The sequence below is a fragment of the Polaromonas sp. OV174 genome, from assembly GCF_900112285.1.
GTDB lineage: Bacteria > Pseudomonadota > Gammaproteobacteria > Burkholderiales > Burkholderiaceae_C > Polaromonas.
Genome location: NZ_FOKZ01000028.1, coordinates 1 through 24,070 on the forward strand (window position 1 = coordinate 1; position 24,070 = coordinate 24,070).

General features: G+C 55.1%; 21 protein-coding genes, 2 tRNA genes and 1 pseudogene. 17 read left to right on the plus strand and 7 right to left on the minus strand.

From position 1 onward, the window contains the following. The 3 genes and pseudogenes from BM160_RS19005 to sbcB form a co-directional block, all read left to right on the plus strand. Window positions 1-243, plus strand: a pseudogene (locus tag BM160_RS19005) (group II intron reverse transcriptase/maturase); the annotation flags it as partial. A 586-nt stretch (window positions 244-829) separates the two neighbouring features. Next, window positions 830-1,246, plus strand: a complete 417-nt coding sequence (locus BM160_RS19010) for a VOC family protein (RefSeq protein ID WP_092007746.1) — start codon at window positions 830-832, stop codon at window positions 1,244-1,246. Window positions 1,247-1,883: 637 nt separating this feature from the next. Further along, a complete protein-coding gene (gene sbcB / locus BM160_RS19015; RefSeq protein ID WP_092007747.1) occupies window positions 1,884-3,326 on the plus strand; it encodes an exodeoxyribonuclease I in 1,443 nt (480 codons plus the stop codon). Between the two features lie 82 nt (window positions 3,327-3,408). Here the strand turns inward: sbcB and BM160_RS19020 are convergent, their stop codons facing one another. The 6 genes from BM160_RS19020 to BM160_RS19045 form a co-directional block, all read right to left on the minus strand. Then, a complete protein-coding gene (locus BM160_RS19020; RefSeq protein ID WP_092007748.1) occupies window positions 3,409-4,152 on the minus strand; it encodes an amino acid ABC transporter ATP-binding protein in 744 nt (247 codons plus the stop codon). 39 nt (window positions 4,153-4,191) lie between these two features. Further along, complete coding sequence (locus BM160_RS19025) at window positions 4,192-5,298, minus strand: amino acid ABC transporter permease (protein WP_092007775.1); 1,107 nt, start codon at window positions 5,296-5,298, stop codon at window positions 4,192-4,194. A gap of 15 nt (window positions 5,299-5,313) precedes the next feature. Continuing rightward, window positions 5,314-6,489 carry an amino acid ABC transporter permease gene (locus BM160_RS19030; protein WP_092007749.1) on the minus strand — a complete coding sequence of 392 codons (1,176 nt, stop codon included), beginning with the start codon at window positions 6,487-6,489 and terminating at the stop codon, window positions 5,314-5,316. Window positions 6,490-6,638: 149 nt separating this feature from the next. Continuing rightward, entirely contained in the window at window positions 6,639-7,673 is a 1,035-nt protein-coding gene (locus BM160_RS19035) for an amino acid ABC transporter substrate-binding protein (RefSeq protein ID WP_092007750.1), read from the minus strand. 195 nt (window positions 7,674-7,868) lie between these two features. Further along, window positions 7,869-8,360, minus strand: coding sequence for a flavodoxin domain-containing protein (locus BM160_RS19040; RefSeq protein ID WP_092007751.1), 492 nt, complete (start codon window positions 8,358-8,360; stop codon window positions 7,869-7,871). 86 nt (window positions 8,361-8,446) lie between these two features. Next, window positions 8,447-8,845 carry a DUF488 domain-containing protein gene (locus BM160_RS19045; RefSeq protein ID WP_092007752.1) on the minus strand — a complete coding sequence of 133 codons (399 nt, stop codon included), beginning with the start codon at window positions 8,843-8,845 and terminating at the stop codon, window positions 8,447-8,449. Between the two features lie 210 nt (window positions 8,846-9,055). Here BM160_RS19045 and BM160_RS19050 point away from each other — a divergent pair. The 3 genes from BM160_RS19050 (at window position 9,056) to BM160_RS19060 (ending at window position 9,904) form a co-directional block, all read left to right on the plus strand. Then, window positions 9,056-9,132, plus strand: a tRNA-Pro gene (locus tag BM160_RS19050). 42 nt (window positions 9,133-9,174) lie between these two features. Next, window positions 9,175-9,251, plus strand: a tRNA-Arg gene (locus tag BM160_RS19055). Between the two features lie 164 nt (window positions 9,252-9,415). Continuing rightward, complete coding sequence (locus BM160_RS19060; RefSeq protein ID WP_255369005.1) at window positions 9,416-9,904, plus strand: Arm DNA-binding domain-containing protein; 489 nt, start codon at window positions 9,416-9,418, stop codon at window positions 9,902-9,904. Between the two features lie 451 nt (window positions 9,905-10,355). Here BM160_RS19060 and BM160_RS19065 read toward each other — a convergent pair whose 3' ends face one another. Then, window positions 10,356-10,670: a hypothetical protein gene (locus tag BM160_RS19065; protein WP_092007753.1), complete on the minus strand. Its 315-nt coding sequence runs from the start codon at window positions 10,668-10,670 to the stop codon at window positions 10,356-10,358. 319 nt (window positions 10,671-10,989) lie between these two features. Between BM160_RS19065 and BM160_RS19070 the strand changes: the two genes are divergently transcribed. From BM160_RS19070 to BM160_RS19120, 11 genes are all read left to right on the plus strand, one after another. Further along, entirely contained in the window at window positions 10,990-11,559 is a 570-nt protein-coding gene (locus BM160_RS19070; RefSeq protein WP_092007776.1) for an XrtA/PEP-CTERM system exopolysaccharide export protein, read from the plus strand. Between the two features lie 80 nt (window positions 11,560-11,639). Continuing rightward, the gene (locus BM160_RS19075) at window positions 11,640-13,214 is read left to right on the plus strand and encodes an XrtA system polysaccharide chain length determinant (protein ID WP_092007754.1); all 1,575 of its coding nucleotides are present in this window, start codon (window positions 11,640-11,642) and stop codon (window positions 13,212-13,214) included. Window positions 13,215-13,221: 7 nt separating this feature from the next. Then, entirely contained in the window at window positions 13,222-14,142 is a 921-nt protein-coding gene (locus BM160_RS19080; protein ID WP_092007755.1) for an XrtA-associated tyrosine autokinase, read from the plus strand. 2 nt (window positions 14,143-14,144) lie between these two features. Further along, entirely contained in the window at window positions 14,145-15,704 is a 1,560-nt protein-coding gene (locus tag BM160_RS19085; protein WP_092007756.1) for a TIGR03016 family PEP-CTERM system-associated outer membrane protein, read from the plus strand. Window positions 15,705-15,707: 3 nt separating this feature from the next. Next, complete coding sequence (locus BM160_RS19090) at window positions 15,708-16,814, plus strand: XrtA/PEP-CTERM system-associated ATPase (RefSeq protein WP_092007757.1); 1,107 nt, start codon at window positions 15,708-15,710, stop codon at window positions 16,812-16,814. Then, complete coding sequence (gene wecB, locus BM160_RS19095; RefSeq protein WP_092007758.1) at window positions 16,811-17,944, plus strand: non-hydrolyzing UDP-N-acetylglucosamine 2-epimerase; 1,134 nt, start codon at window positions 16,811-16,813, stop codon at window positions 17,942-17,944. Before BM160_RS19090 ends, wecB begins: the two co-directional genes overlap by 4 nt. A gap of 42 nt (window positions 17,945-17,986) precedes the next feature. Beyond that, complete coding sequence (locus BM160_RS19100) at window positions 17,987-18,850, plus strand: XrtA system polysaccharide deacetylase (RefSeq protein ID WP_092007759.1); 864 nt, start codon at window positions 17,987-17,989, stop codon at window positions 18,848-18,850. After that, on the plus strand, window positions 18,834-19,895 hold the full coding sequence (locus BM160_RS19105; RefSeq protein WP_092007760.1) for a FemAB family XrtA/PEP-CTERM system-associated protein: 1,062 nt from the start codon (window positions 18,834-18,836) through the stop codon (window positions 19,893-19,895). Before BM160_RS19100 ends, BM160_RS19105 begins: the two co-directional genes overlap by 17 nt. A 10-nt stretch (window positions 19,896-19,905) precedes the next feature. Further along, window positions 19,906-21,159, plus strand: coding sequence for a TIGR03087 family PEP-CTERM/XrtA system glycosyltransferase (locus BM160_RS19110; RefSeq protein ID WP_092007761.1), 1,254 nt, complete (start codon window positions 19,906-19,908; stop codon window positions 21,157-21,159). Beyond that, window positions 21,156-22,739 (plus strand): exosortase A, encoded by a 1,584-nt coding sequence (gene xrtA, locus BM160_RS19115; RefSeq protein WP_092007762.1) that lies wholly within the window; start codon window positions 21,156-21,158, stop codon window positions 22,737-22,739. Before BM160_RS19110 ends, xrtA begins: the two co-directional genes overlap by 4 nt. Before the next feature lie 50 nt (window positions 22,740-22,789). Further along, entirely contained in the window at window positions 22,790-24,070 is a 1,281-nt protein-coding gene (locus BM160_RS19120; RefSeq protein WP_092007763.1) for a nucleotide sugar dehydrogenase, read from the plus strand.

A 24,070-nucleotide genomic window follows, 5' to 3' on the forward strand; every position in this document is an offset into this window, starting at 1 on the left:
ACGCCAAAAGTCTGGCGAACGTTGGACAAATGGTTGCGCCACCGCCTGAGGGCGATCCAGCTGTGGCATTGGAAGCGGCCGAGGACGATTTACCGGGGGCTTAAGGCGATGGGTGCCAGCGAAGACGTTGCCAAGCAGGTGGCGGGAAACTGCCACCGTTGGTGGCGCAACAGCAATGGGGTCATCAAGATCGTGCTGACGATTGCGTACTTCAATGGGCTGGGGGTGCCAAGACTGTCCTGACCTCAAGCGCTCGAACCGCCCGGTGCGGACCCGCATGCCGGGTGGTGTGGCAGGGGTGCCTCCAAGAATGGAGGCCCCCTATGCCGATCATGCTATGAATACGATAGCTGTTTGCGCACTATCCACGGCCGAAATAGGCTTTTTCTATCAAAATTCTGATAGTTCGCACCAGCGCCCTGGCCCTGGCCGGTGTTGGTGTACCCGCAGCACCTGCACGCGCCATGCCTTAGCCCGAACTGACAAGTTCGTGAGGTCCAGACCCAGGCAAGATCCGGTAGCAGGCGCACAAATGCGTATTCCGTTCTAGTTGATCATCCGTGCCGGTAATCGTTGACCAGTAACCCCAAAAATTCTGGTGTTGTCCATGTGGAGCGGTGACGCACACGGCTCGAGCACGACAGAGCGAATTGGTTCTATCGGCCAGGAGCTGACATTAAGTGCTGCGGCAAAGCCAGACTGGAAGCGGTGGGCAATCCCCTCGCGCGGATAACGAGGTGAGCGCACAACCACGCAGCAGCGTTGGACCACGCACGTGTCATACTGTTTTGCGGTGCAGATTCAATTCGTCTATGGAAGATTTTTGCGCATGACTGTTCAGCTTCGCATCGTTCGCCCAGTCAGTTCCGTGGAGCGCTCGCTCGCCATGTATTGCGATGGCCTCGGCCTGCGTGAACTCGACCGGTTTGTAGACCACCAAGGGTTTGATGCGGCAATACTTGGGTTTCCTGGCTTGTCGTACCACTTCGCGTTCACGCACTGCCGCGACCATCCGGTAATTCCGGCTCCAACAGTAGATGACCTTGCCGTCTTCTATATACCGGACCTTGCGGAATGGCAGCGCCTATCCGGAGCCATGCTTGCCGCCGGATTCACCGAGGTCTCCTCCTTCAATCCGTATTGGCAACGCCGCGGTCGCACGTTTGCCGATTTCGATGGCTACCGCGTTGTGCTTCAGCAGGCGGCGTGGGAGCGCAATGAAGTGTGCTGTAGCGCCCCCAGCTGAAGCTCACGCAGTTCTGTCCCGGACGCCTGAGTGCGGCCAGAACCGGACGTTCAGCCATCTGGCAGAGTGCGGCCAAAATCGGACATTCCACGATGCCCCCGAGTCAGCCTACTTGAGGCAAATATCCCTTATGAATCTCAATGAACTAGGAATAGCAACGTCCTCAACTAGAGAGATATTCGGCTCGCGTGTGCAGTACGCATGTTCGCAGGATGAGCAGCAACTGGATGCATTCCTTGCTCACATGCCCCCAGGCGTTCAGATTCTGATTCCTGAGCCCGGCGGTGCGGAGTGTTGGCTAGAGGCCAGGAGAGACGGGCGGGGATACCACATCAAACGTGGCTGCCATGGTGCGCATGGCACTTGGCGAAGCGCCACTTTTGAAGAGGTGCGTTCTTGGCTCCGTCCTGGATTGGAGGTACCGGAATGATGGTCAATGATTATCAGCATCTGCACACAAAGCAATAAATAGTCATTGGCAGCAGCCATTTCTCAACTGCGCTGAAAAGCGCTGGCAAAGGCCGGTAGCATCACGCTATCGGCCTTTTTTGTGATGCTATAAAAACAATAGCTGCTTGCGCCTGATTCATATGCGCTACAGGCCTATTTCTCTTAAAAATTACTGAAAATCCAATCCATGGCTCCGTACACCTTTCTTTGGCACGACTACGAAACCTTCGGCCTCAATACCCGGCGCGAACGGCCGGCGCAGTTTGCCGGCATTCGCACCGATGCCGAGCTGAACGAGGTCGGCGAGCCCTTGATGATTTATTGCCAGCCCGCCAATGACTATCTGCCAGATCCAGCCTCCTGCCTGATCACCGGTATCACGCCGCAGCATTGTCTGCAGCACGGTGTGGCCGAGCACTCCTTTGCCGCGCAGATCGAGCAGTTGCTGGCTCAGCCCGGCACCATAGGCGTGGGCTACAACACCATACGCTTCGATGACGAGGTGACGCGCTTCATGTTCTGGCGCAACCTGATCGATCCCTATGCGCGCGAGTGGCAAAACGACTGCGGACGCTGGGACTTGCTCGACGTGGTGCGCATGGCTTACGCCTTGCGGCCCGAGGGCATCGTCTGGCCGACCAAGGAAGACGGCAAGCCCAGCTTCAAGCTCGAAGACCTGGCGCGCGCCAACGGCCTGCTGCATGAGGCCGCGCACGATGCGCTGTCCGACGTGCGCGCCACCATCGCGTTGGCGCGGCTGATCCGCACCGCGCAGCCCAAACTGTTTGATTTTTGCCTGGGTCTGCACAAAAAAGACCGTGTCGCCGCCGAGTTGGGCCTGCCCGCAAGTCGCATGACGGCCAGGCCGTTTTTACATGTTTCGGGGATGTTTGCGTCCGAGCGCGGCTGTCTGGCTGTGATGTGGCCGCTGGCCACGCATCCGACCAATAAAAACGAGCTGCTGGCCTGGGACTTGGCGCACGACCCTAGTGAGCTGGCAATGCTGGATGTGGCCACGCTGCGCCAGCGTCTGTTCAGCAAATCAGCCGAACTGCCAGAAGGCGTGACCCGGCTGCCGATGAAATCGGTACACCTCAACAAGTCGCCCATGGTGGTGCGCAACCTCAACACGCTCACGCCGCAAATGGCGGCGCGCTGGGGCGTGGACATGGCCGCCGCAATGCAAAACGCGGAGAAGGCCGCCGGCCTGCCCGACATGAGCGCGCTCTGGCCCGAGGTGTTTCATCGCCCCCAAGAGGGCACGCCCGATGTGGACGAAGACCTGTACGGCGGCTTCATAGGCAATAGCGATCGCCGGCGCCTCAACCAGTTGCGAGCCTTGTCGCCCGCCGAAATGGCGCACAACCGCACCGGCTTTGACGACGACCGCCTGGGGGAGCTGCTGTTTCGCTATCGCGCCCGCAACTTTCCCGAAACCCTGACGCCCGAAGAAGCGCAACGCTGGGAGGCGCACCGCGTGGCGCGTCTGCTGGAAGGCGAGGGCGGTGCCCGCGGCGTGGATGCGCTGTTTGCCGAGATCGACACGCTGCAAGAAGGCGCCGACGAGCGTGGCGAAGCGATTCTGGGCGCGCTCTATGACTATGCCGAGGCGATTGCGCCTGAGCTGTAATTCCAGTTCACCTAGGATGTGGGATTAGGCGCCCCGGTGCCAGCGGACGCCGAGGTCGTGCTTCAAATTGCCGTTTGGCCGCTTAGTGGCCCAGGATTTTCGATAGGAAATCCTTGCTGCGTTCGCTTTGCGGATGGTTGAAGAAATCGTTTGGATTGTTTTGCTCGACGATCTGCCCCTGATCCATAAAGATCACGCGATCGGCGACAGCTTTGGCAAAGCCCATTTCATGCGTGACGCAGATCATGGTGATGCCCTGATCCGCCATCTCCACAATCACGTCAAGCACCTCCTTGATCATTTCCGGGTCCAGCGCCGAAGTGGGTTCGTCAAACAGCATGATCTTGGGTGTCAGACAAAGCGCCCGTGCAATGGCCACGCGCTGCTGCTGGCCGCCGGAGAGCTGCAACGGGTATTTGTTGGCTTGCTCGGCGATGCGCACGCGTTCCAGTTGCTGCATGGCCTTTTCCGTGGCCTCTTTTTTAGGCAACTTGCCCACCCACATCGGCGAGAGAGTCAGATTTTCCAGCACCGTCAGGTGGGGAAACAGGTTGAATTGCTGAAACACCATGCCGACTTTTTTGCGCACCTGGTCAATCGCCTTGACATCGTCCATCAGCTCCACGCCGTCGACCATTAGCCGTCCTTGCTGGTGCTCTTCGAGCCGGTTGATGCAGCGTATCAGCGTGGACTTGCCAGAGCCGGAAGGGCCACAAACCACGATGCGTTCACTAGGGGCCACTTGCAGGTCGATGTCGCGCAACACATGGAAGTTGTTGCCGTACCACTTATTGACTTTTTCGAAGGAGATGATGGGTTCAGACATGGACGGTATGGAGGTTGGTGGCTGGCGACCTGGCGGTGCTTAGCGCAGCTTGCTTTTGTTGACCTGCTTTTCGACCCACTGGCTGTAGCGTGACATCGAGAAGCAGAAGACGAAGTAAATCAGGGCAATGAAAAGATAGCCTTGCAGCTTGAACGGCTTCCAGTCGGCATCGGCGTTGATGGCCATGTCAAGTGCGCCTGTGAGCTCGTAGAGGCTCACGATGCTGACCAAGGAAGTGTCCTTGAAAATGGAAATAAAGCTATTCACGATGTTGGGAACCACCATGGCCAGCGCTTGCGGCAGAACAATCTTGCGCTGGGTTTGCCAGTACGACAGCCCTATGGTCGCCGCGGCCTCGATCTGGCCTTTGGGGATGGCCTGCAGGCCGCCGCGTATGACCTCTGCCAGGTAGGCCGCGGAAAACAAGGTGATGCCTACCAGCACGCGCAGCAGGACATCGATGGTCATGCCCTCAGGCATGAACAGCGGAAACATGAAGGAGGCCATGAAGAGCACTGAAATCAGCGGCACGCCGCGAATCAGCTCCACATAAATGGTGCAGAAAACCCGTATGGCGGGCAGGTTGGAGCGACGCCCCAGCGCCACCACCAGGGCAATCGGAAACGCCATCACGATGGACAGGGTGGACAGCAGTATGGTCAGCGGCAGGCCGCCCCAGCGGTCTGTGGGCACCTTGCTCAGGCCCAGCACATTGCCGTACATCAGCACAAAAAAGACCGTCAGCATCACTATCCACAGTCCTGGCAGCCAGGGCTTCCAGAAAGACCGCATGCAACTGGCCACCAGCATGGCCAGCATCAGCAGCGTGGCGACCAGCGGACGCCATTGCTGCTCAAAGGGGTAGCGGCCAAAAATGATGAGCCGGTATTTTTCGGCGACCACGCCCCAGCAGGCACCGGCCCCCTCGGCCGCTCGGCAGGCCTTGAGGTCGGGTAGCCAGACCGCGCTGAACAGCGACCAGTTGAGAATTTGCGGCACAAACCATAGCAGGAGGCCTCCCAGGATGACGGTGGCGGTCGCGGTTTTCCAGTCGCCAAACAGGTTCAGGCGCAGCCAGCTCAGCAGGCCTCCGGTATTGGTGGGGGCGGGGCGAGGGGCAATGAGGTGATAGGGTGGTGCGCTCATGATGCAGGTTTCCAATCAACGTTCTTGGATGGCAACGCGTGCGTTGTACCAATTCATCAGTACCGCCGTGAGCAGCGACAGGCTGAGGTAGACCGCCATCAAAATGACAATGCATTCAACGGCACGTCCGGTTTGGTTCATGGCGGTGTTGGCAATTGAGACGATGTCGGGATAGCCAATGGCCACGGCCAGGGAGGAGTTCTTGGTCAGATTCAAATACTGATTGGTCAGCGGCGGAATGATCACGCGCAAGGCCTGGGGCAGCATCACCAATCGGATTTCCAGGCCAGGATCCAGGCCGAGCGCGGCGGCGGCTTCGGCCTGACCGGCGGGCACCGAGGCAATACCGGCGCGCACCACCTCGGCAATAAAGGCGGCGGTGTAAATCGTCAGCCCCATCAGGATGGCCAGAAATTCCGGGGTGAGGGCGCCGCCGTTTTCCACCGCGAACTCGCCCTTGACCGGCAGGTCCATGGCAGTGGGTGCGCCCCCCAGCAGCCAGCCCAAAACCCCGCTTGCCAGAACGATAGCCAGGGGTGCCCAGAACATGCTTGGGGGCTTGCCCGTGGCTTCAAACCGTTGCCTGGCCCAGCGGCGATAGACCCAGGCCAGGGCCATGCCCGCGACCAGACCTGCGGCCGCCCAAGCCTGGCCTGCTTCCCAGATGGGGATGGGGAAATTCACGCCGCCCTTGCTCAGAAAGAAAGGACCGACTTTCCAGGCCTCATGAATCGACGGGAATATCTCGGTCAGCACCAAGTACCACATCAGCAACTGAAGCAGAACCGGAATGTTGCGGAAACACTCGACGTAAGCCTTGCACAGTCCCCGTACAAGGGCGTTGCGGGAAAACCGGCCCACGCCAATGAGCGTACCCAGAACGGTCGCGGCAATGATGCCGGCCACGGCAACGCGCAAAGTATTGGTGATACCGACCAGAAAGGCGCGCCAGTAATTTTCTGAGGAATCAAAAGGGAAAAGGCTCTCGCCAATCGAGAAGCCGGCCGGCTGGTTTAAGAAGTCGAATCCACTTTGAATGCCGCGGACCCGCATGTTGTACAGCGTGTTGCCAACAAGGAACCAGACCGTCAGCCCTATCAGTGCTATGGCAATGATCTGGTAGACCAAGCCTCTGAAGGCTTGGCTGCGCCAGGACCAGCTACTTTTCTTGGGTGGGCTTTTAGGTGACATGGAAGCCTCTGTTGGGGGATTCACGACTCAGCGTTGCAACCCAGAATGGGGAGGGTGACGGCGCCAGGGCCGACGTGCGTTTGCGCAAACCGCTGGTGCCTTGCAGGCAAGACACCAGCGACGTAACGCTCAAGGGCGCAGCAGTAGGCTCAGCGGATGGGCAGGGCGTACATCAAGCCCCCCTTGTTCCACTGGTTGTTGATACCGCGCGGCAGGCCCAGGGCCGAGTTGGGGCCAACATTGCGCTCGAAAATCTCACCATAGTTGCCGGTGGCCTTGATGGCACGGGCCATCCAGTCCTTATCCAGCCCCAGCAGCTTGCCGGAGTCTTCGCCGCTGCCCAAAATGCGCTTGACGACTGGGTCCTGGCTGCTGGTTTTGAGTTGATCAACCTGAGCCTGGGTGATACCGTATTCCTCGGACTCGATGAGTCCGTAGATGACCCACTTGACGATGGCAAACCACTCGTCGTCGCCACGGCGCACCAGGGGGCCCAAGGGCTCCTTGGAAATCAGGTCGGGGAGAATGACGTGATCCGCTGGTGTGGTGGCTACCTTGTTGCGAATCGACGCCAGTCCCGAGGCGTCGGTGGTGTAGGAAATGCAGCGACCGGCAAAGTAGGCCGCGGTGGCCGCTTCTTCCTTTTCAAACACCACGGTCTTGATGTTTAGGTTGTTGGCCTTGGAATAGTCGGTCAGGTTTTTCTCGGTAGTGGTGCCAGATTGCACGCACACCGTTTGATTCTTGAACTGTTTTGCCGATTTGATGTTGCTCTTTTTGGTAACGATGAAACCCTGGCCGTCGTAATAGGTCACAACGGTGTCATTCAGGCCCAGCGAGGCGTCGCGGGTGAGCGTGAATGTCGTGTTACGTGAAAGCACATCAATCTCGCCCGACTGCAGCGCGGTAAAGCGCTGCTGCGCCGTCAATGGCACATATTTCACCTTCTCGGAATCACCCAGGACTGCCGCCGCTATGGCTCGGCAAACATCAACGTCCAGGCCCGCCCACTTACCTGCTGAGTCCGCTGCGGAAAAACCTGCGAGGCCGGTATGGACACCACACACGACTTGGCCTTTGGCCTTGATCGCGTCAAGTGTCTTACCCGCCATCGCGGGTGCCGCCGCCATCAAACCGGTTGTCGCCAGCGCCACAGCAAGCCATTGTTGGGTGAACTTTTTCATGGGTGATGCGTCCTATTTAAAGGGTGAATGAACCATGTCTGAGGCTGGCGGAAGTGCCGTTGCCACAAAACATCGGGCGATGGTGCGCCGAAAAAACACGGTGGGCTATCAGGGCTGACCCTGAGGCTGCATCCCGACAATGCCGGTATGTCTCAAGCCCAGCATGGGGCGAGTGGTGCTCAGTTTTTTGCCAATTCAGGCGGCGGCGGAAGAGACGCTGACAGTTTGCAGCGCGCTGCTCAGCCATAAGTGGCCCCATGCGGCGCCATCGGTTTCGGGCGGAATGCCGCTACTGGCGTCATGACACCAAATTTCGCCGAGGCGCTGGCCGCCCAGGTCTTGTAGCGCAGTGTCAAATTGCTTGCCGCCAAAGCAGAATGTCTGCGGATAGCAACTGTCCCCCAGGGCCATCACGCCATAGCGCACATGACCAAGGTATTGTGGTTGTGCGCTCAGCGACTCAAAAAGTGTCCGGGCGTTGTCTGGCACATCGCCCGAGCCGTAAGTAGAGCTGCAGATAAGGTAAAGCGTATTGGCAACTTTTCCGGCCTCAAAGATGCCAATATCAAGGTCATCCATCAGCGTAACCTCGATGTCACCGACCAGGTCTGAGCAGGCCAGTTGGACGGCTTGCGCCACGGAGTTGGCGGTGCTGCTCATGGTGCCTACGAGTATGGTCAGTTTCATCGAAGTCTGTGTGGGAAAAGGGCGTCCGGGGAATGAAGCTGAATTTTAATAAAGCTTGCGCCGGGATAGGGGGCTAAGACGGGTTCTTATTTCGCGATCAGCGCCCCCCGCTCGCTAAGCAGTTCGCGCAACAGCGAGCGGTGGCAGTGGGCCTCGTCCGCGCAGTAACAACCGATCGAAAAGTGGGCGTGGTGCGATAGGGCCGCCAGCAGGTCCAGGCTGCGACTGGCGTCCGGTTCGTGCATTTCGGCGCGGAATTTTCGTAGAAACTCAGCCCAGGCCACGGCGTCATGATTTGTCTGGGCGGCTTGTGCCAGCTTCATGGTGTCGGCGTGTGGCGCAAGATTTGGATACCACACGTCGTACCAGTTTTGCGACGCAAATTCGGCTTTCGGGACGCCACGTGGTGGCCGGCGCACAGTACCGATGCGTAGCCCCTCTTGAGTACTTCTGGGCGTGCCCAGCCTGATGATGCTCACTGCCATTTTTTACTCCTTCTTTCATTGAAATCTACCGCTTTTGTGACATCCCAGCCAGAGAGCCGCTGTGCAGTGCCAATGATCCCAGTTACAGGGGTGTGGCAGGCCTTGGCTATGGGGCTGGCGGCATAGGCACTAAAAAATTTTGACAAAAGAATAGAAGAATTTGCACGGTAACGTGCATTTGGTGTTTTGAGCGGTTAGAATAATGATCTTCGGAGTGTGGCGCAGTCTGGTAGCGCACCTGGTTTGGGACCAGGGGGTCCAAGGTTCGAATCCTTGTACTCCGACCAACAATAAATAAAAAAAGCCCACTATGTGGGCTTTTTTTATATCTGTCCGTAGCTCAGTTGGATAGAGCATCAGCCTTCTAAGCTGAGGGTCGGGGGTTCGATCCCCTCCGGACAGGCCAAGCCGTCATTTCATAAAGTCTCAGAACCCGCATGTTTATTGGTATGGCGGGTTTTTTGTTGTCTCAGGCCATTTCACCTAATACCATGAGATACCGTCAAAAATACGGTATCTGTGATGGTATCTCACGGTACCTCAAACAGAGATACCGTTAAAGGGGCATCAATGGCATTGGCAGATACCTTTGTGAGGCCGGTAAAGCACACCGGCAAACCTGCTGACGACAAGCACACCGACGGCGGCGGCATGTACCTGCTGGTGAAGGCGGGCGGCAAGTACTGGCGCATGGATTACGCCCACGCAGAGAAGCGCAAGACCCTAGCCCTGGGCGTGTACCCGGCGGTATCGCTGGCCAAGGCCCGGCAGCGGCGCGACAAGGCCCGTGAGTTGCTGGCGGACGGCATCGACCCCAGCGCAGCCAAGCGGGAAGAAAAGCAGTCTACGGCGGTGGCGGCGGCCAACACTTCGAGCTGGTGGCGCGTGAGTTCCACAAGAGCATGGGCGACGCCTGGTCAACCAGCTACGCCGAAAAGTGGCTCAGGGGGCTGGAGAAAGACCTGTTTCTTTATCTTGGCGCGTTGCCGCTGGCAACCATCACGGCACCCGTTCTGCTGGATGCCTTGCGCCGGGTTGAAAAGCGGGGAATCTCCCTGAAGCGGCAAGTCTTCAGCGTGATCGCCATCTTGTGGGTCAACACCCGGTGGCTGCTCACATGCACCACGGTGGTGAGGTGGAAAAAGCCTCGGGCTATCAGGATGTAGGTGGGTACTGCGCTCAGATCGGATTGGCGCGCGTGATAGCCAGCTTGGCGCAGTAGGTAGGGATAGATCGTTTGCCCAGCCGCACGTTTACTGGTGCCTGGCTGGGGCGCCAAAGCCTAAACGCCCATGTGAAGTATGTGTATACTGATTTGACTCCGCCCAACGTGGATACTCTCACGGTCCAGTTAATCATCCCGTATGCGCCCCATGAAGTGGGTTCCAGATGCAGCTCGTCAATGTGCGTAGATCTGCATTGCTGATGGGTCGGGACAGTAGTAGACCGCGCCGGCTCATGCTCAGCAACTTGGCCTGGCGTAGGATGGGACATTGGTTGCTACGGCCGATCATCGCTTTGCACTCAGCAATCTCGCCTTGGTGAGCGGGCCCTCTAAAAAAACACTCTCCTGTGTTAGCTGGGCGATCTTGGCGTGCAGCGGTGCAAGGTCCACCGGCTCGGCTGCTTTTACGCCACCACCGAGTGCATCGCTCATATGCTCAAGCAATTGCCGCTTCCATTCGGTGATCTGGTTGGGGGCAGCTCGAACTACTTGCACGGCTCGACCAATGCCCTGGTCTTCGCGCAATGCGGCCAAAGCCACCCTGGCCTTGAATGCGGGACTGTGCGTGTGGCGGGTGTACCGCGCTAATTTCTTGGCCATGACAGCCTGTTTCTTGCCGGACTACGTTGGGCCCAGCGTAATACCCAGAGTTTCCATTTATAGCGTTGTTCGGATTTGCGGGGCACTTCTGACTTGCGCTACGCGGACGTTCTAATGGGTAAGGGAAATACGCTCCTCATGAAAATCACTGTGTGTGGCGGTTCAGTTTTTTGTAGTTGATTGATTGGCCAAATGAGCTATATACTGATTTCGTACCTATGCGTTTGGTTGCAGTTTTTTCAGGGGATATGCTTTGAAAAATTTTTCTATCACTATAGAAACCACATTTCGTTGGGTCGCGCAGGGGGCATTAATCAGTCTGCTCGCTGCATGTGCCGGTTACTCGACCAACTATCCACCCGCACCGGCTGCCGCGGCCACTCAGGACTACAACTACATCGTTGGCCCTGGTGACACCTTAAACATCATCGTTTGGCGTAATCCCGAGTTATCCATGTCGGTTCCGGTTCGCCCTGATGGTAAAGTGTCAACGCCACTAGTCGATGAGCTCGTCGCCCAGGGAAAAACATCTATGGAGATCGCCCGTGACGTCGAAAAAGCGTTAAGCAAATTGGTACGCGACCCTGTTGTGACAATCATAGTTACCAGCTTCGTTGGCCCATACAGCGAACAAATTCGAGTCGTAGGCGAGGCAGCCAAGCCCCAAGCCTTGCCCTATAAGCAAAAAATGACCTTGCTTGACGTCATGATTGCTGTTGGTGGCTTGACTGACTTTGCTGATGGCAATGGGGCATCTATAACGCGTGCTTCGGAAGGTGACAAGCGATATTCCGTGCGTCTCAAAGATCTCATCAAACGCGGCGATATATCTGCCAATGTGGAAATGAAACCCGGTGACATTCTGATTATTCCGCAAGGCTGGTTTTAAGTTCTCGCTCGTCCCAGTTTCGTGCTTCGCTTGATGAAAGCTTTGCCGTGTTTGCATTCTGATCAGAAGGGCGCTATCTGATGGATGAACTGATTCGCCAAATATTTACCGCAGCCAAAGGCATGTGGAAGCATCGCTGGCTTGGCCTGCTGGTTGCTTGGGTCGTCACTGCAATCGGTACGTTCGTGGTGCTTTCAGTGCCTGATAAATACGAGGCATCTGCCCGTATTTTTGTCGACACGCAGTCTATTTTGAAGCCTTTGATGTCTGGTTTGGCGGTGCAACCCAATGTAGAACAACAGGTGATGATGCTCAGTCGGACTCTGATCAGTCGTCCCAATGTTGAAAAGTTGATTCGCATGGCTGACCTTGATTTGAAAAGTCAATCAAAGGTAGCGCAAGAGGCGCTGATTGATGATTTGATGAAATCGCTGGAAATTAAAAATGTGGGCCGCGACAACCTTTACGTACTCTCGTATCGAGATACAAGCCCCGATAAGGCGAAACGAGTCATACAGTCCCTAGTATCAATTTTTGTCGAATCAAGCCTGGGGGGTACGCGCAAAGACTCCGATACGGCCAAGAAATTCATCGATGAACAGATCAAAACCTACGTGACCAAGCTCGAAGAGGCTGAAAAACGTTTGAAGGAATTCAAAGTTAAAAACATTGAACTCCAAACTGCCGACGGTAAGGATATGGCTGGGCAGCTCGGTACTTTGAGTAGTCAACTGAATCAAGCCCGGTTAGATTTGCGAGAGGCCGAAAATGCGCGTGAGGCAGCCAAACGCCAGTTGGATACCGAAAAATCACAAAATGCGGACATCACGTCGCGCAGTCTTCTTCAAGAATCTGCCTTGTCGATATCGACGCCTGAAATTGATGCACGCATTGAGGCGCAGAAGCGTAATCTGGATGGGTTGCTACAGCGCTTTACCGAGCAACATCCTGATGTTGAAGGGGCTAGGCGTCTGATCAAGGAACTGGAAGCACTCAAGCAAAAAGAAGTGCAAGAATTGCGCAAGACTGCGATGGCTAACCCGGCAGTGACGTCGACCAACAGCCTTGCCTATCAGGAACTCAATCGCATGCTGGCCACCTCTGAGGTACAAGTTGCAGCTTTGCGAGCAAGAGTTGGTGAGTACGAAATGCGTTTTAATCGGGCGCGTGAATTGATGAAGACCGCCCCGCAAATTGAAGCTGAATTCGCTCAATTAAATCGGGACTATGACATCAACAAGAGAAACTACAACGATCTGGTTACCCGCAGAGAGTCGGCAACGCTGTCAGGCGATCTGGATGGTGTCGGTGGTGTTGCGGACTTCCGATTAATCGACCCACCTCGTGCCTCACCCAAGCCGGTTGCACCTAACCGTCTGCTGCTGATGCCCATTGTCTTGTTGGTTGCCTTAGGCGCAGGACTTGCAGCGGCCTTTATCGCAAGTCAACTGCGCCCCGTTTTTTACGATGCATCTTCTCTGCGTGATGCGGTAGGGTTACCTCTCTTGGGAGTAGTCACTCTCGTGATGGGCGAGAACGCTGCGCAGACAGAAAAGACTCAGTTGAAGAAGTTTTTAGGCGCTTCATGTGGATTGCTTGCGGTTTTTATTGCGGGGATGATCTTTTTGTCTTTCATGTCAGGACGGGCAGGATGATTCAATTATGAGTAGCTTGATCGAGCAGGCAGCGCAACGTATGGAGCAGCTTCGCCAGGCGGGCGTTGATATGCCAACTTCGCCGCCATTGGCATCTGCGGTTGATGCAGTCAAGAAGTCTGCGATCGAGGCGCAGTCCATCCCCCTTTCCCGATATGTTGAAATTGATCTGGATGCACTTTCTGCGGTAGGTATTGTCAGCCCAACTGCCCCTCGTTCCCAAATAGCAGATCAATTCCGAGTGATCAAGCGTCCGCTCATCAGCAATGCCATGGGGAAAAGTGCATCAGTCATTGTCAATGGCAACTTGATCATGGTGACCAGCGCCTTGCCTGGTGAGGGCAAGAGCTTTACCGCCATCAATTTGGCCATGAGCATTGCCACCGAATTGGACAACACGGTGTTGCTGGTAGATGCCGATGTTGCACGTCCTTCTGTAATGAAAAAGTTGGGCTTACCCGATGGCCAAGGCTTGCTTGACCTTGTATTGGATGAGTCCACGGACATGTCCAGCATGCTATTGAAGACAAACATTGATAAGCTGACCATTCTGCCCTCGGGAACTCCGCATGCCCGTGCCACCGAGCTGCTGGCCAGTGATGCAATGATCCGCCTGTTGGATGAAATGGCTAGGCGCTATAAGGACCGCATCGTTGTTTTTGATTCACCGCCACTTCTCCTCACCACTGAGGCGCGGGTCTTGGCCACCCATATGGGCCAAGTGGTGGTGGTTGTACAGGCGGAAAGAACCTTGCAGTCAGAGGTTCGGCATGCGCTGGCCACCATTGAGGCGTGCCCCGTTAAATTGATGCTCCTCAATCAGGCAAGAGCTGTTTCTAAAGGGGTATATGGATATGGTGGATATAACTATGGATATGGCGCAGACATGAGTAGTGGAAAGTCTGGCTACCCTCAGCATCAATTCTAGTCATGATGGTGTATGGTCTGCTTTCTTTAAGGGGGCTGCGAACCACGGCCACATTAGTGCCGGTGGCAGCTGGTATGGCTATGGCGTCGGGTGGCATATATGCTCAAGAGTCCGGTCTGGAGTCAAGTTCAGAGCGAACGGTAACAATTGAGCCGCGTGTTTCGATCACTGAGACCCTGACGGATAACGTGAACCTTAGCAGTGCCAGTAAGAAATCAGCACTGATTACCGAAGTCAGTCCCGGTATTCGAATGAATATTGCCGGCGCCCGACTCAAGGGTTATTTTGATTACGCCTTGAATCAGATTCTGTACTCTGAAGGCGCGTCACCCAATCGATCCCAAAATGCGCTGAATACGTTTGGCACGCTGGAGGCTATTGATAACTGGGCATTTATTGATTTAAGTGGCTCCATTTCTCAGCAGGCTGTGTCCGCCTTTGGAACGCAGTCAATTGACAATACGTCTGTAAACGCCAATCGAACAGAGGTTTCAAATTACCGTATTTCGCCCTATGTGCGTGGCAGGTTGGGCGATTGGGCGAGCTATGACGCTCGCTACAGCCGAGCTGTCACGAATACTGATGCTGCGGGGACATCGGGCTTCACAACGGTTGATGGTGTCGTAAATTTCAAGGGCGACAGTGCCTTCACGAAACTTGGCTGGTCGGCAGATGTTAGCCAACAAAGGGTTGATTTCAACGCTGGCCGCGCTACCGACGCGGATCGTTTCAGCTTGGGCTTGTTCTATTCGATCACGCCCCAATTGAAGGTGTCTGCCAATGCAGGGCGTGAAGCAAATAACTACACCACCCTCGACAAGCAAAATTTTAGTACTAGCGGCGTCGGAGTAGACTGGTCTCCGTCGGAAATGACAAGGTTGTCAGCATCTCGCGACCGTCGCTCATTCGGAGACGCCCATCGCCTTAGTTTTGAGCACCGAACGGCACGCACTGCGTGGAGATTCAGCGATATAAAGGATGCGTCAGCAACGCCAAATCAGACGGTTGTTGGGAGCCTCGGATCCATCTACGACCTCCTTTACAGCCAGTTTGCATCTCTTGAGCCCAACCCGACAGCGCGCGCACAGCTGGTCAATGCCTTTTTGCTGGCCAATGGAATTAGTCCTAACGCAGTCGTTGTTAGCAGTTTTTTGACGTCAGCTTTGTCATTACAGCGGCGGCAAGACTTGTCGTTTGCGCTGCTTGGTGTGAGAGACACCATAACGTTTATTGCCACGAAAAGCGAAAGCTCCAGGCTTGACACCGTATCGACGGGCGTCGATGACTTCAATAGGTCTGACGTGGTTCGCCAGCGCGGCTTCAGCGTTAATTACGCACATCGCTTGACCCCAGACTTTTCATTGGGTGTTCTTGCTTCGCAGCAAAGAACATCAGGGGTGTCGAGTTTGCAAGACAGCACAATTCGCTTTCTCAATGTCAGCATCACAGGCAAAGTCGGAAAACAGGCGACTGTTTCTGTGGGAGTCCGTCATGTTATTTCCAGAGGTACTTCACCTTACGTTGAAAACGCCATTACCGCCAACTTGATTGTGCGGTTCTGATTTATGTACCAAGTTTTTTACGGATTAAGCAGCAAGCCCTTCCAGCTCAACCCTGATCCCAGTTTTTATTTCAGTAGTAAACAGCACCGACGGGCTAAGGCCTATCTCGAGTACGGTGTACAGCGGAACGAAGGTTTTATTGTCATCACCGGGGAGGTTGGCGCTGGTAAGACCACCATAGTTCGAGGCCTGCTCGAGAGCCTGGACTCTATGAAGGTTGTTGCCGCCAATCTCGTTACCACGCAGTTGGATGCTGAAGATACCTTGCGCATGGTGGGTGCTGCCTTTGGTGTGCGGGTCAAAGATGTTTCCAAGGCCGACGTACTGATGGCGCTGGAGGCGTATCTGATCAACCAGACGAGCCAGGGAAAGCGCTGCCTGCTGATTGTCGATGAAGCTCAAAACCTGACAGCCCGGGCGGTAGAGGAGCTCCGTATGTTGTCCAACTTTCAGTTTGGCCAGCAAGCGCTGCTACAGACGTTTTTAGTTGGGCAGCCCGAGTTTCGTGCTATTTTGCAAAGCCCTACCATGCAGCAACTCAGGCAGCGCGTTACCGCGACTTGCCATATCGGGCCGCTGGATCTGGACGAAACGCGGGGCTATATCGAGCATCGGTTGAAGTGCGCGGGCTCCTCTGGTCGGCCTACTTTCAATATGGACGCTTTCGAAGGAGTTTTCAAAGCCTCTGGAGGTATTCCCCGCCGTATCAACCTGATTTGTGACCGCTTGTTGTTACTTGGCTTCCTAAGCAGCAAAGATGCATTTGGTCTTGATGATGTCAATGAGGTAGTCTGCGAAATTCACGATGAATCAACCGTCCCTGAGAATATGATTGAGGGGGAGGGCGCGGGTTGGGACGATGCAGGTATTCAAGCTCGGAAACCGACCGGGGCAGTTGATATTGATTTCGCCAAATTGCAGGTTACGCCGAAATTGGCAGATGCTATTTCTAGTCAAGTTGACGGCTTGGAAGTCGAACAGTACGACAGCCGCTTGCGGCGTCTGGAGCGAAGTGTCCTGCGTCTGGAGCGCATCAACCTTGAGTGCCTAGGTATGCTGAAACAACTCGTAGCCGCGGTTAGAAAGCCTAGCCAGGAGAGCAACCAATGAGTATTTCTGGGCCGGTCCTTTGCGTTGTTGGTGCACGACCCAATTTTATGAAGATGGCCCCGATTCTCAGGGCCATGGCAGCCCATGTACCGCCCTTGCCGGTACGGTTGGTGCACACCGGTCAGCATTACGACAAAGGCATGAGTGAGCGTTTTTTTGAAGACCTTCACCTGCCGCGGCCTGACATCAATCTTGAAGTGGGGCCAGGCACTCACGCCATTCAGACTGCCGAAATTATGCGTAATTTCGAGCCCGTCGTCGATGCACATAAGCCCTCTTGCGTGGCGGTGGTGGGGGACGTCAACTCAACGCTGGCGTGCGCCCTGGTTGCTGTTAAAAAAAATGTGCCAGTGGTGCATATTGAGGCGGGACTGAGAAGCTACGACCGAACCATGCCCGAGGAAATAAACCGCATCCTCACAGACCAGATTTCTGACAGGCTCTACATCACAGAGCGTACAGCCGGAGATAACCTGGCGCGGGAGGGCATTCCGTCAAGCAGAGTTTGTTTTGCGGGAAACGTCATGATTGATTCGGTTTTTTTGGGGCGGAAAAATGCTCGCAGCGCGAAGGAAACCCTGCAATCCAACAATGTCAATCCTGTGGTATTGAGTCATCCACTCGGTTATGGCGTGGTAACGTTACATCGTCCCTCCAATGTGGACCATCCTGAAATACTGCGTGCTTTGCTGCGCGTGTTGGGGGAGGTCGCCACCAAGTTGCCGTTGGTGCTTGCCCTGCATCCCCGCACCCGCAGCAATATCGACAGCTTCTGTTTGTCCGACTTGGTTGATACAGCACGTATGGTTTTATTGCCGCCTCTGGGCTACCTTGAAATGCTGGGATTAATGGCAGGCGCTACTGTGGTCCTAACCGACTCGGGTGGTCTACAGGAAGAAACCACAGCGCTCGGCGTGCCCTGCCTAACTCTGCGAGAAAACACTGAACGTCCGATCACTGTGGAGCAGGGTACCAACATCCTCGTTGGGCGCGACCGTAGTGTCATTGTTGGTGCTATACAAGAAATCCTGGCTGGACGGGGCAAGCGTGGCCGTGTTCCTGAGTTTTGGGATGGGCATGCCGCCGAACGTATTACGGCGGACTTGTACCAATGGTTAAAACAAAAGTAAGCTTGAATGGCCTTCCGATCAGTTACTAACTAGAAAATCGGCATGCCAGCCTCCACCATCATCAACGCGTTGACGATCGATGTCGAAGATTACTTTCAGGTTTCGGCATTTGCACCGTACATAGCGCGTTCTGAGTGGAATACCCGTGAATGTCGCGTAGAGCGCAACATCGATTGCATTCTCGAAATGCTAGCACGTCGCGACACCAAGGCTACATTTTTCACCTTGGGGTGGATTGCCGAGCGTTACCCCCAGTTAGTGCGGAAAATCGTTCAGGAGGGGCATGAACTGGCCAGTCACGGCTATGGTCACGAGCGCGCCAGCGAGCAGACCGAAGAGGCTTTTTTTACCGATATTCATCTGGCCAAAATAGTTCTGGAGGATGTGGCTGGCAGTGAGGTCAATGGCTATCGCGCACCCAGTTTCTCGATTGGAACGGGAAATCTTTGGGCTTTTGACTGCTTGGCACGTGCAGGTTATCGCTACAGTTCAAGTGTTTATCCTATTCGACATGACCACTATGGCATGCCGAACTCACCGCGCTTTGCCTACGAGGTGCGTCCGGGGTTGACGGAAATCCCTATCACGACTTTGCGGCTACTCAACCGTAACTGGCCATGCAGTGGGGGAGGCTATTTCAGATTGTTGCCCTACGCTCTGTCACGCTGGATGCTCGGCCGAGTCAACTCTGACGATCGTGAATCCGGCGTCTTCTATTTTCATCCCTGGGAGATTGACACCGACCAGCCTCGAATTGCGGGTATCAGCAGCAAGACGCGCTTTCGGCATTACGTCAACATTAACCGCATGGAAAGTCGGCTGAATCAACTACTGGGTGATTTCAAATGGGGTCGAATGGATCAAATTTTCCCAGAGAAATTTGCCAAACATGTCGCTGTTACCTGATGACTCCTTGCTAACGATAAGGCGCCTAGCCACACAAGACGTCGCCACGGCAGCGCGATGGGACGCATTCGTCCTGATGTGCCCCGAGGCCACATTTTTTCATCGTGCCGGTTGGCAAAATATCGTACGCGATGTTTTTCACCATGACACCTATTTTCTGTACGCAGAGATGGATGGCCGTATTCAGGGCGTACTGCCTCTTGGACATGTTAATAGCTGGTTGTTTGGAAGTGCGCTCACCAGCCTGCCGTTCGCGGTGTATGGCGGTGTGGCCGCGATCAATACGCCGGCGGCTGAAGCGCTAGAGCTTGAAGCCCAGCATATCGCCAAGCGGCTCGGTGTAGCGCATCTTGAACTACGCAACGTCAACCTGCGTCACATCGACTGGCCCACCCAGGATCTGTACGTTACCTTTCGCAAAGAAATACTGGCAGAAGAGGAAGCCAATATGCTTGCCATTCCACGCAAGCAGCGCGCCATGGTGCGCAAAGGCATCAAGAATGCTTTGACGAGTGAAATTGATGACACCGTTGACAGGTTCTTTCTCCTATTTTCCGACAACGTTCATCGACATGGCACCCCTGCGTTGCCAAAAAAGTATTTCAAGGCGTTGATGACCGTGTTTGGTTCTGACTGTGAAGTACTCACCGTCGTTGCGCCCGATGGGCGTCCCTTGAGCAGCGTGATCAGTTTTTACTTTCGCGACGAGGTTTTGCCTTACTACGCAGGCGACTTTGAACCAGCCCGAGACCTCGCAGCCAATGACTTCAAGTATTGGGAGCTCATGCGCCGTGCCTGCGCTCGTGGCCTCAAGGTGTTTGACTACGGCCGAAGCAAGCAGGGCACCGGTCCCTATGCGTTCAAGAAAAATTGGGGATTTGAGCCGAAACCCTTGCACTATCAGTATTGCCTTTACAAGCGTGACGCCATACCGCAAAACAATCCCAGCAACGCAAAATACCAACTCATGATCAGCGCTTGGCGGCGCATGCCTCTTTCCCTGGCCAACTGGTTGGGTCCTTTTGTCGTTCGCAACCTCGGCTGACCCCACCACCATGGGCAATCTTCTTTACTTGGTGCACCGTCTGCCTTATCCCCCCAATAAGGGCGACAAGGTTCGCTCTTACCATTTACTCAAACACCTCGCAAAGCAGCATCACGTCTATTTGGGCACCTTTGTAGACGATCCTGCCGACGAAGCTTACGTTGAGGTGGTGCGGCAGTTCTGCCGGGATAGCCATATTGCCCGTCTCCACCCCCGTATCGCTAAGCTCCGCAGCCTCAGCGGCTTGCTTACCCAACAGGCGCTCGGCCTGCGGTATTACCGCAACGCTGGTCTGCGATCCTGGGTCAGGCAGATACTGGTCGATCAAAAAATTGACGCTATCGTCGTTTTTTCATCCGTCATGGTGCAATACGTGGATGAGATGTTGGATGGCAACGGTCCTCCTGTTCTCATAGATTTTGTCGATGTTGACTCTGCAAAGTGGACACAGTACGCGACTAAGCACAGTTGGCCCATGTCTTGGCTATACGGTCGAGAAGGCGAACGACTACTGGGCTATGAACGCCAAGTGGCCGCCCGCGCCCAACACTCTTTTTTTGTCACGGAAAACGAAACCACGCTGTTTCTAAAAATGGCGCCCGAATGCGCCAAGAGGGTCACATCTATGAGCAACGGTGTGGATGCCGACTATTTCTCACCAGATCCTGCTCGCATTTCGCCCTTTTCCTTGGCAGTCATCCGTGAACAGTTGCAGCCAGCAGAAATCCCACTGGTGTTCACCGGTGCCATGGATTACTGGCCCAATATTGATGCGACCATCTGGTTTGTGAGCGATATTCTTCCTGCACTGCGCAAGATGTGGCCTCAAGCACGCTTTTATATCGTCGGGCGCAGCCCGTCACCATCCGTTCTGGCTTTGGCATCTGACTCGGTAGTGGTCACCGGCACAGTGCCTGATATTCGCCCATATTTGCAACACGCAGCAGTTGTTGTAGCGCCCTTACGAGTGGCGAGAGGCATCCAGAACAAGCTTCTGGAAGCGATGGCTATGGCGCGTCCTGTGGTGGCGACTTCGTCGTGTGTGGATGCCATTGATGTCCACAACGGGACTGAAATTTTGTCTGCCGGCGATGCCCACGATTTCGTCGACAAGATTGACACCTTGCTCAATGCCCCTGCTTGGGCTGCCTTGGTTGGCCAGTCTGGACGACAGCGAGTAGTGAGCAGCTATAGTTGGCCAGCCCATTTGTCAGAGATCGACCGATATCTGGATGTGAACCCATCCGAGCGAGTAAGCGCATGACGCAGCTTGCAAGTTCAACCATGCTCAATGACCGATCCAATGTGGTGTCCTCATGGCCGCGAGCACTTTTTGCGTTGGCCTTGCTTCTTGTCTGGATAATTTTTCTGTACCGTGACACCGCTGTCGGGATGGTATTGATCTGGTCAAGGTCAGAAACCTTTACCCACGGCTTTCTGGTTCCACCCATTGCGTTGTGGCTTATCTGGCGTCAACGCCGGGTGATTGCAGTGCAGATGCCTCAGCCCTTGTTTTTGGTCATGCTGCCAGTTGCCAGTGCGGCGTTTGTCTGGCTGCTGGGTGATTTAGTTGCCATTAACGCAGTGACTCAATTGGCTTTTGTGACCTTGCTGGTTCTGGCGGTGCCGGCGACGCTTGGATGGCCAATTACGCGGCTCATCCTCTTTCCGCTGGGCTTCCTGTTTTTCGCAGTGCCCATAGGTGAATTTCTTTTGCCCCAGTTCATGGAGTGGACAGCCAACTTCACCGTTATTGCATTGCGCTTAAGCGGCGTACCGGTCTATCGGGAAGGCCTTCTGTTCGTTATCCCCTCCGGCAACTGGTCGGTGGTTGAGGCATGCAGTGGCGTGCGGTATCTGATTGCGTCGCTCACCGTGGGTACTTTGTTTGCCTATCTCAACTACCAGTCCACCACGCGCCGTCTACTTTTCGTACTCATTTCCATTCTGGTGCCCATCGTCGCCAACTGGTTGCGTGCCTACATGATCGTCATGCTAGGACATTTTTCTGACAATAAGATTGCTGTCGGGGTTGATCATCTGATCTATGGCTGGGTCTTTTTTGGCGTCGTCATCATGCTGATGTTCATCGTTGGCGCCCGATGGGCAGAGCCTCAAAAGGGGGTCCTCCCAAGCCTTTTGCATTCTCCAGTCCAAGCGACCGCAACGGCTGAAGCACTCTGGTTGGTGACGGCCTGCTTTGCTCTATTGGTGGCATTGCCCCAGATTACCCTATCGGTAATTAACCAGGGCGAAGGCACTGGCCTCGTATCGCTCAAGGCGCCAGCATCCTTGGCGGCAGATTGGCGGGTTGTTGATGAAGGCTTATTGGCGTTCAAACCCCGGTTCCAGAATCCATCCGCCGAGATCAATAGCAGCTATGCCAGCCAGAATCGTACCGTGGGGCTCTACCTAGGCTACTACCGCCAGCAGGACTACAGTCGCAAACTGGTCAGTTCCAACAATGTGCTCGTGGCCAGCAATGACCGCCAATGGGCCCAAGTGGCCAGCGCAAGGCGTGAACTTGTGCTTGGAGGAGAACCGGTTGACCTGCGCGTCGCTGAGTTGCGCGCTCCCGGGTTGACCGAGCAGTCAGGCAGCAGTCGGCTCCTAGTCTGGCAGGTCTATTGGGTCAATGGCTTGTTGACATCTAGTGACTACTTAGCCAAAGTCTATAGCGCCTACTATCAGTTGACAGGTCGAAGCGATGACTCTGCGGTCATCGTTGTCTATACCCCTAAGGGCAATGCTGAAAACGATGAAGCGGTGTTGGAGTCTTTTTTGACAACCAATTACGTCACCATCAATGACTTATTTTTGAAGATTCGGAAAAAAAGTGAGTGACAAGTATTTTGATCGCCCTTTAGCTTCATAAATGCTGTGGAGGTTTTGTCATGACTGTGGTTGCTGTAATCGGTTTGGGTTATGTCGGTCTGCCACTGGTGGTGGAGTTTGGCAAACACTTTCGCACCATCGGGTTTGACATTGCTGTGTCCAAAGTGGAGTCATGCCTCAAAGGCGTTGACCCCTCCCGTGAATTGTCAGACGAAGAAATGAGCGCCTCGCCCGAGGCGGTGTACACGGCTGATCCCACCTTGCTGGCCGAGGCCGACATCATCGTCGTGGCCGTCCCGACACCGGTCGATAACGCCCATATTCCAGATTTTCGCCCCCTCATCGGCTCAAGCACAAGCGTCGGTCGCCACATGAAAAAAGGCACCACCGTGGTCTATGAATCCACGGTTTATCCTGGCGCTACGGAAGAAGTCTGTATCCCCGTACTGGAGCGCGAGTCTGGCCTGAAGTGGAAGCAGGATTTCTTCGTCGGTTATTCGCCCGAGCGCATCAACCCGGGTGACAAAGAGCACACACTCACAAAAATCTTGAAAATTGTCTCGGGTGATACCTCTGAGACGCTGGAAAGGGTGGCCAGGCTGTATGAAACCATCATCGTGCCTGGCGTGCATCGTGCGTCTAGCATCAAGGCAGCCGAGGCCGCCAAGGTGATAGAGAACACCCAGCGCGACTTGAACATATCGCTTATGAATGAGCTGGCCATCCTCTTTGACAAGCTCGGCATCGATACCACCGAGGTGCTCGAAGCCGCTGGGACGAAATGGAATTTCCTCAAATTCAAGCCGGGCCTGGTGGGCGGCCATTGCATTGGCGTTGATCCCTATTACCTGACCCACAAGGCAGAGATGCTGGGCTACAACCCGCAGGTTATCCTGGCTGGGCGCCGCATCAATGACGGCATGGGCAAGTTCATCGCCGAGCAGACGATCAAGCACATGATCGCCGGTGGCAGCTACATCAAGGGCGCCAAAGTCAATGTGCTTGGGCTCACCTTCAAGGAAAACTGTGGCGACCTGCGTAATTCCAAAGTCATCGACATCATCAACGAACTCAAGACTTATGGCGTCGAAGTTTTTGTGACAGACCCGCAGGCCGAGTCGGCTGAAGCCGTGCATGAATATGGGGTGCCCTTGTTGTCCTGGGACGACTTGCCGCGAGCCGATGCCATCGTGGCAGCAGTGGCGCATAAGGAGTTTGCTGCGCTCAGCGTGGAGGATTTCTCCAAAAAACTGGTCAAGGGTGGCGCGTTCATCGACGTCAAGGCCGCATTTGATCGCAGCGCCATTGAGGGCGCTGGGTACAAACTCTGGCGTCTTTAA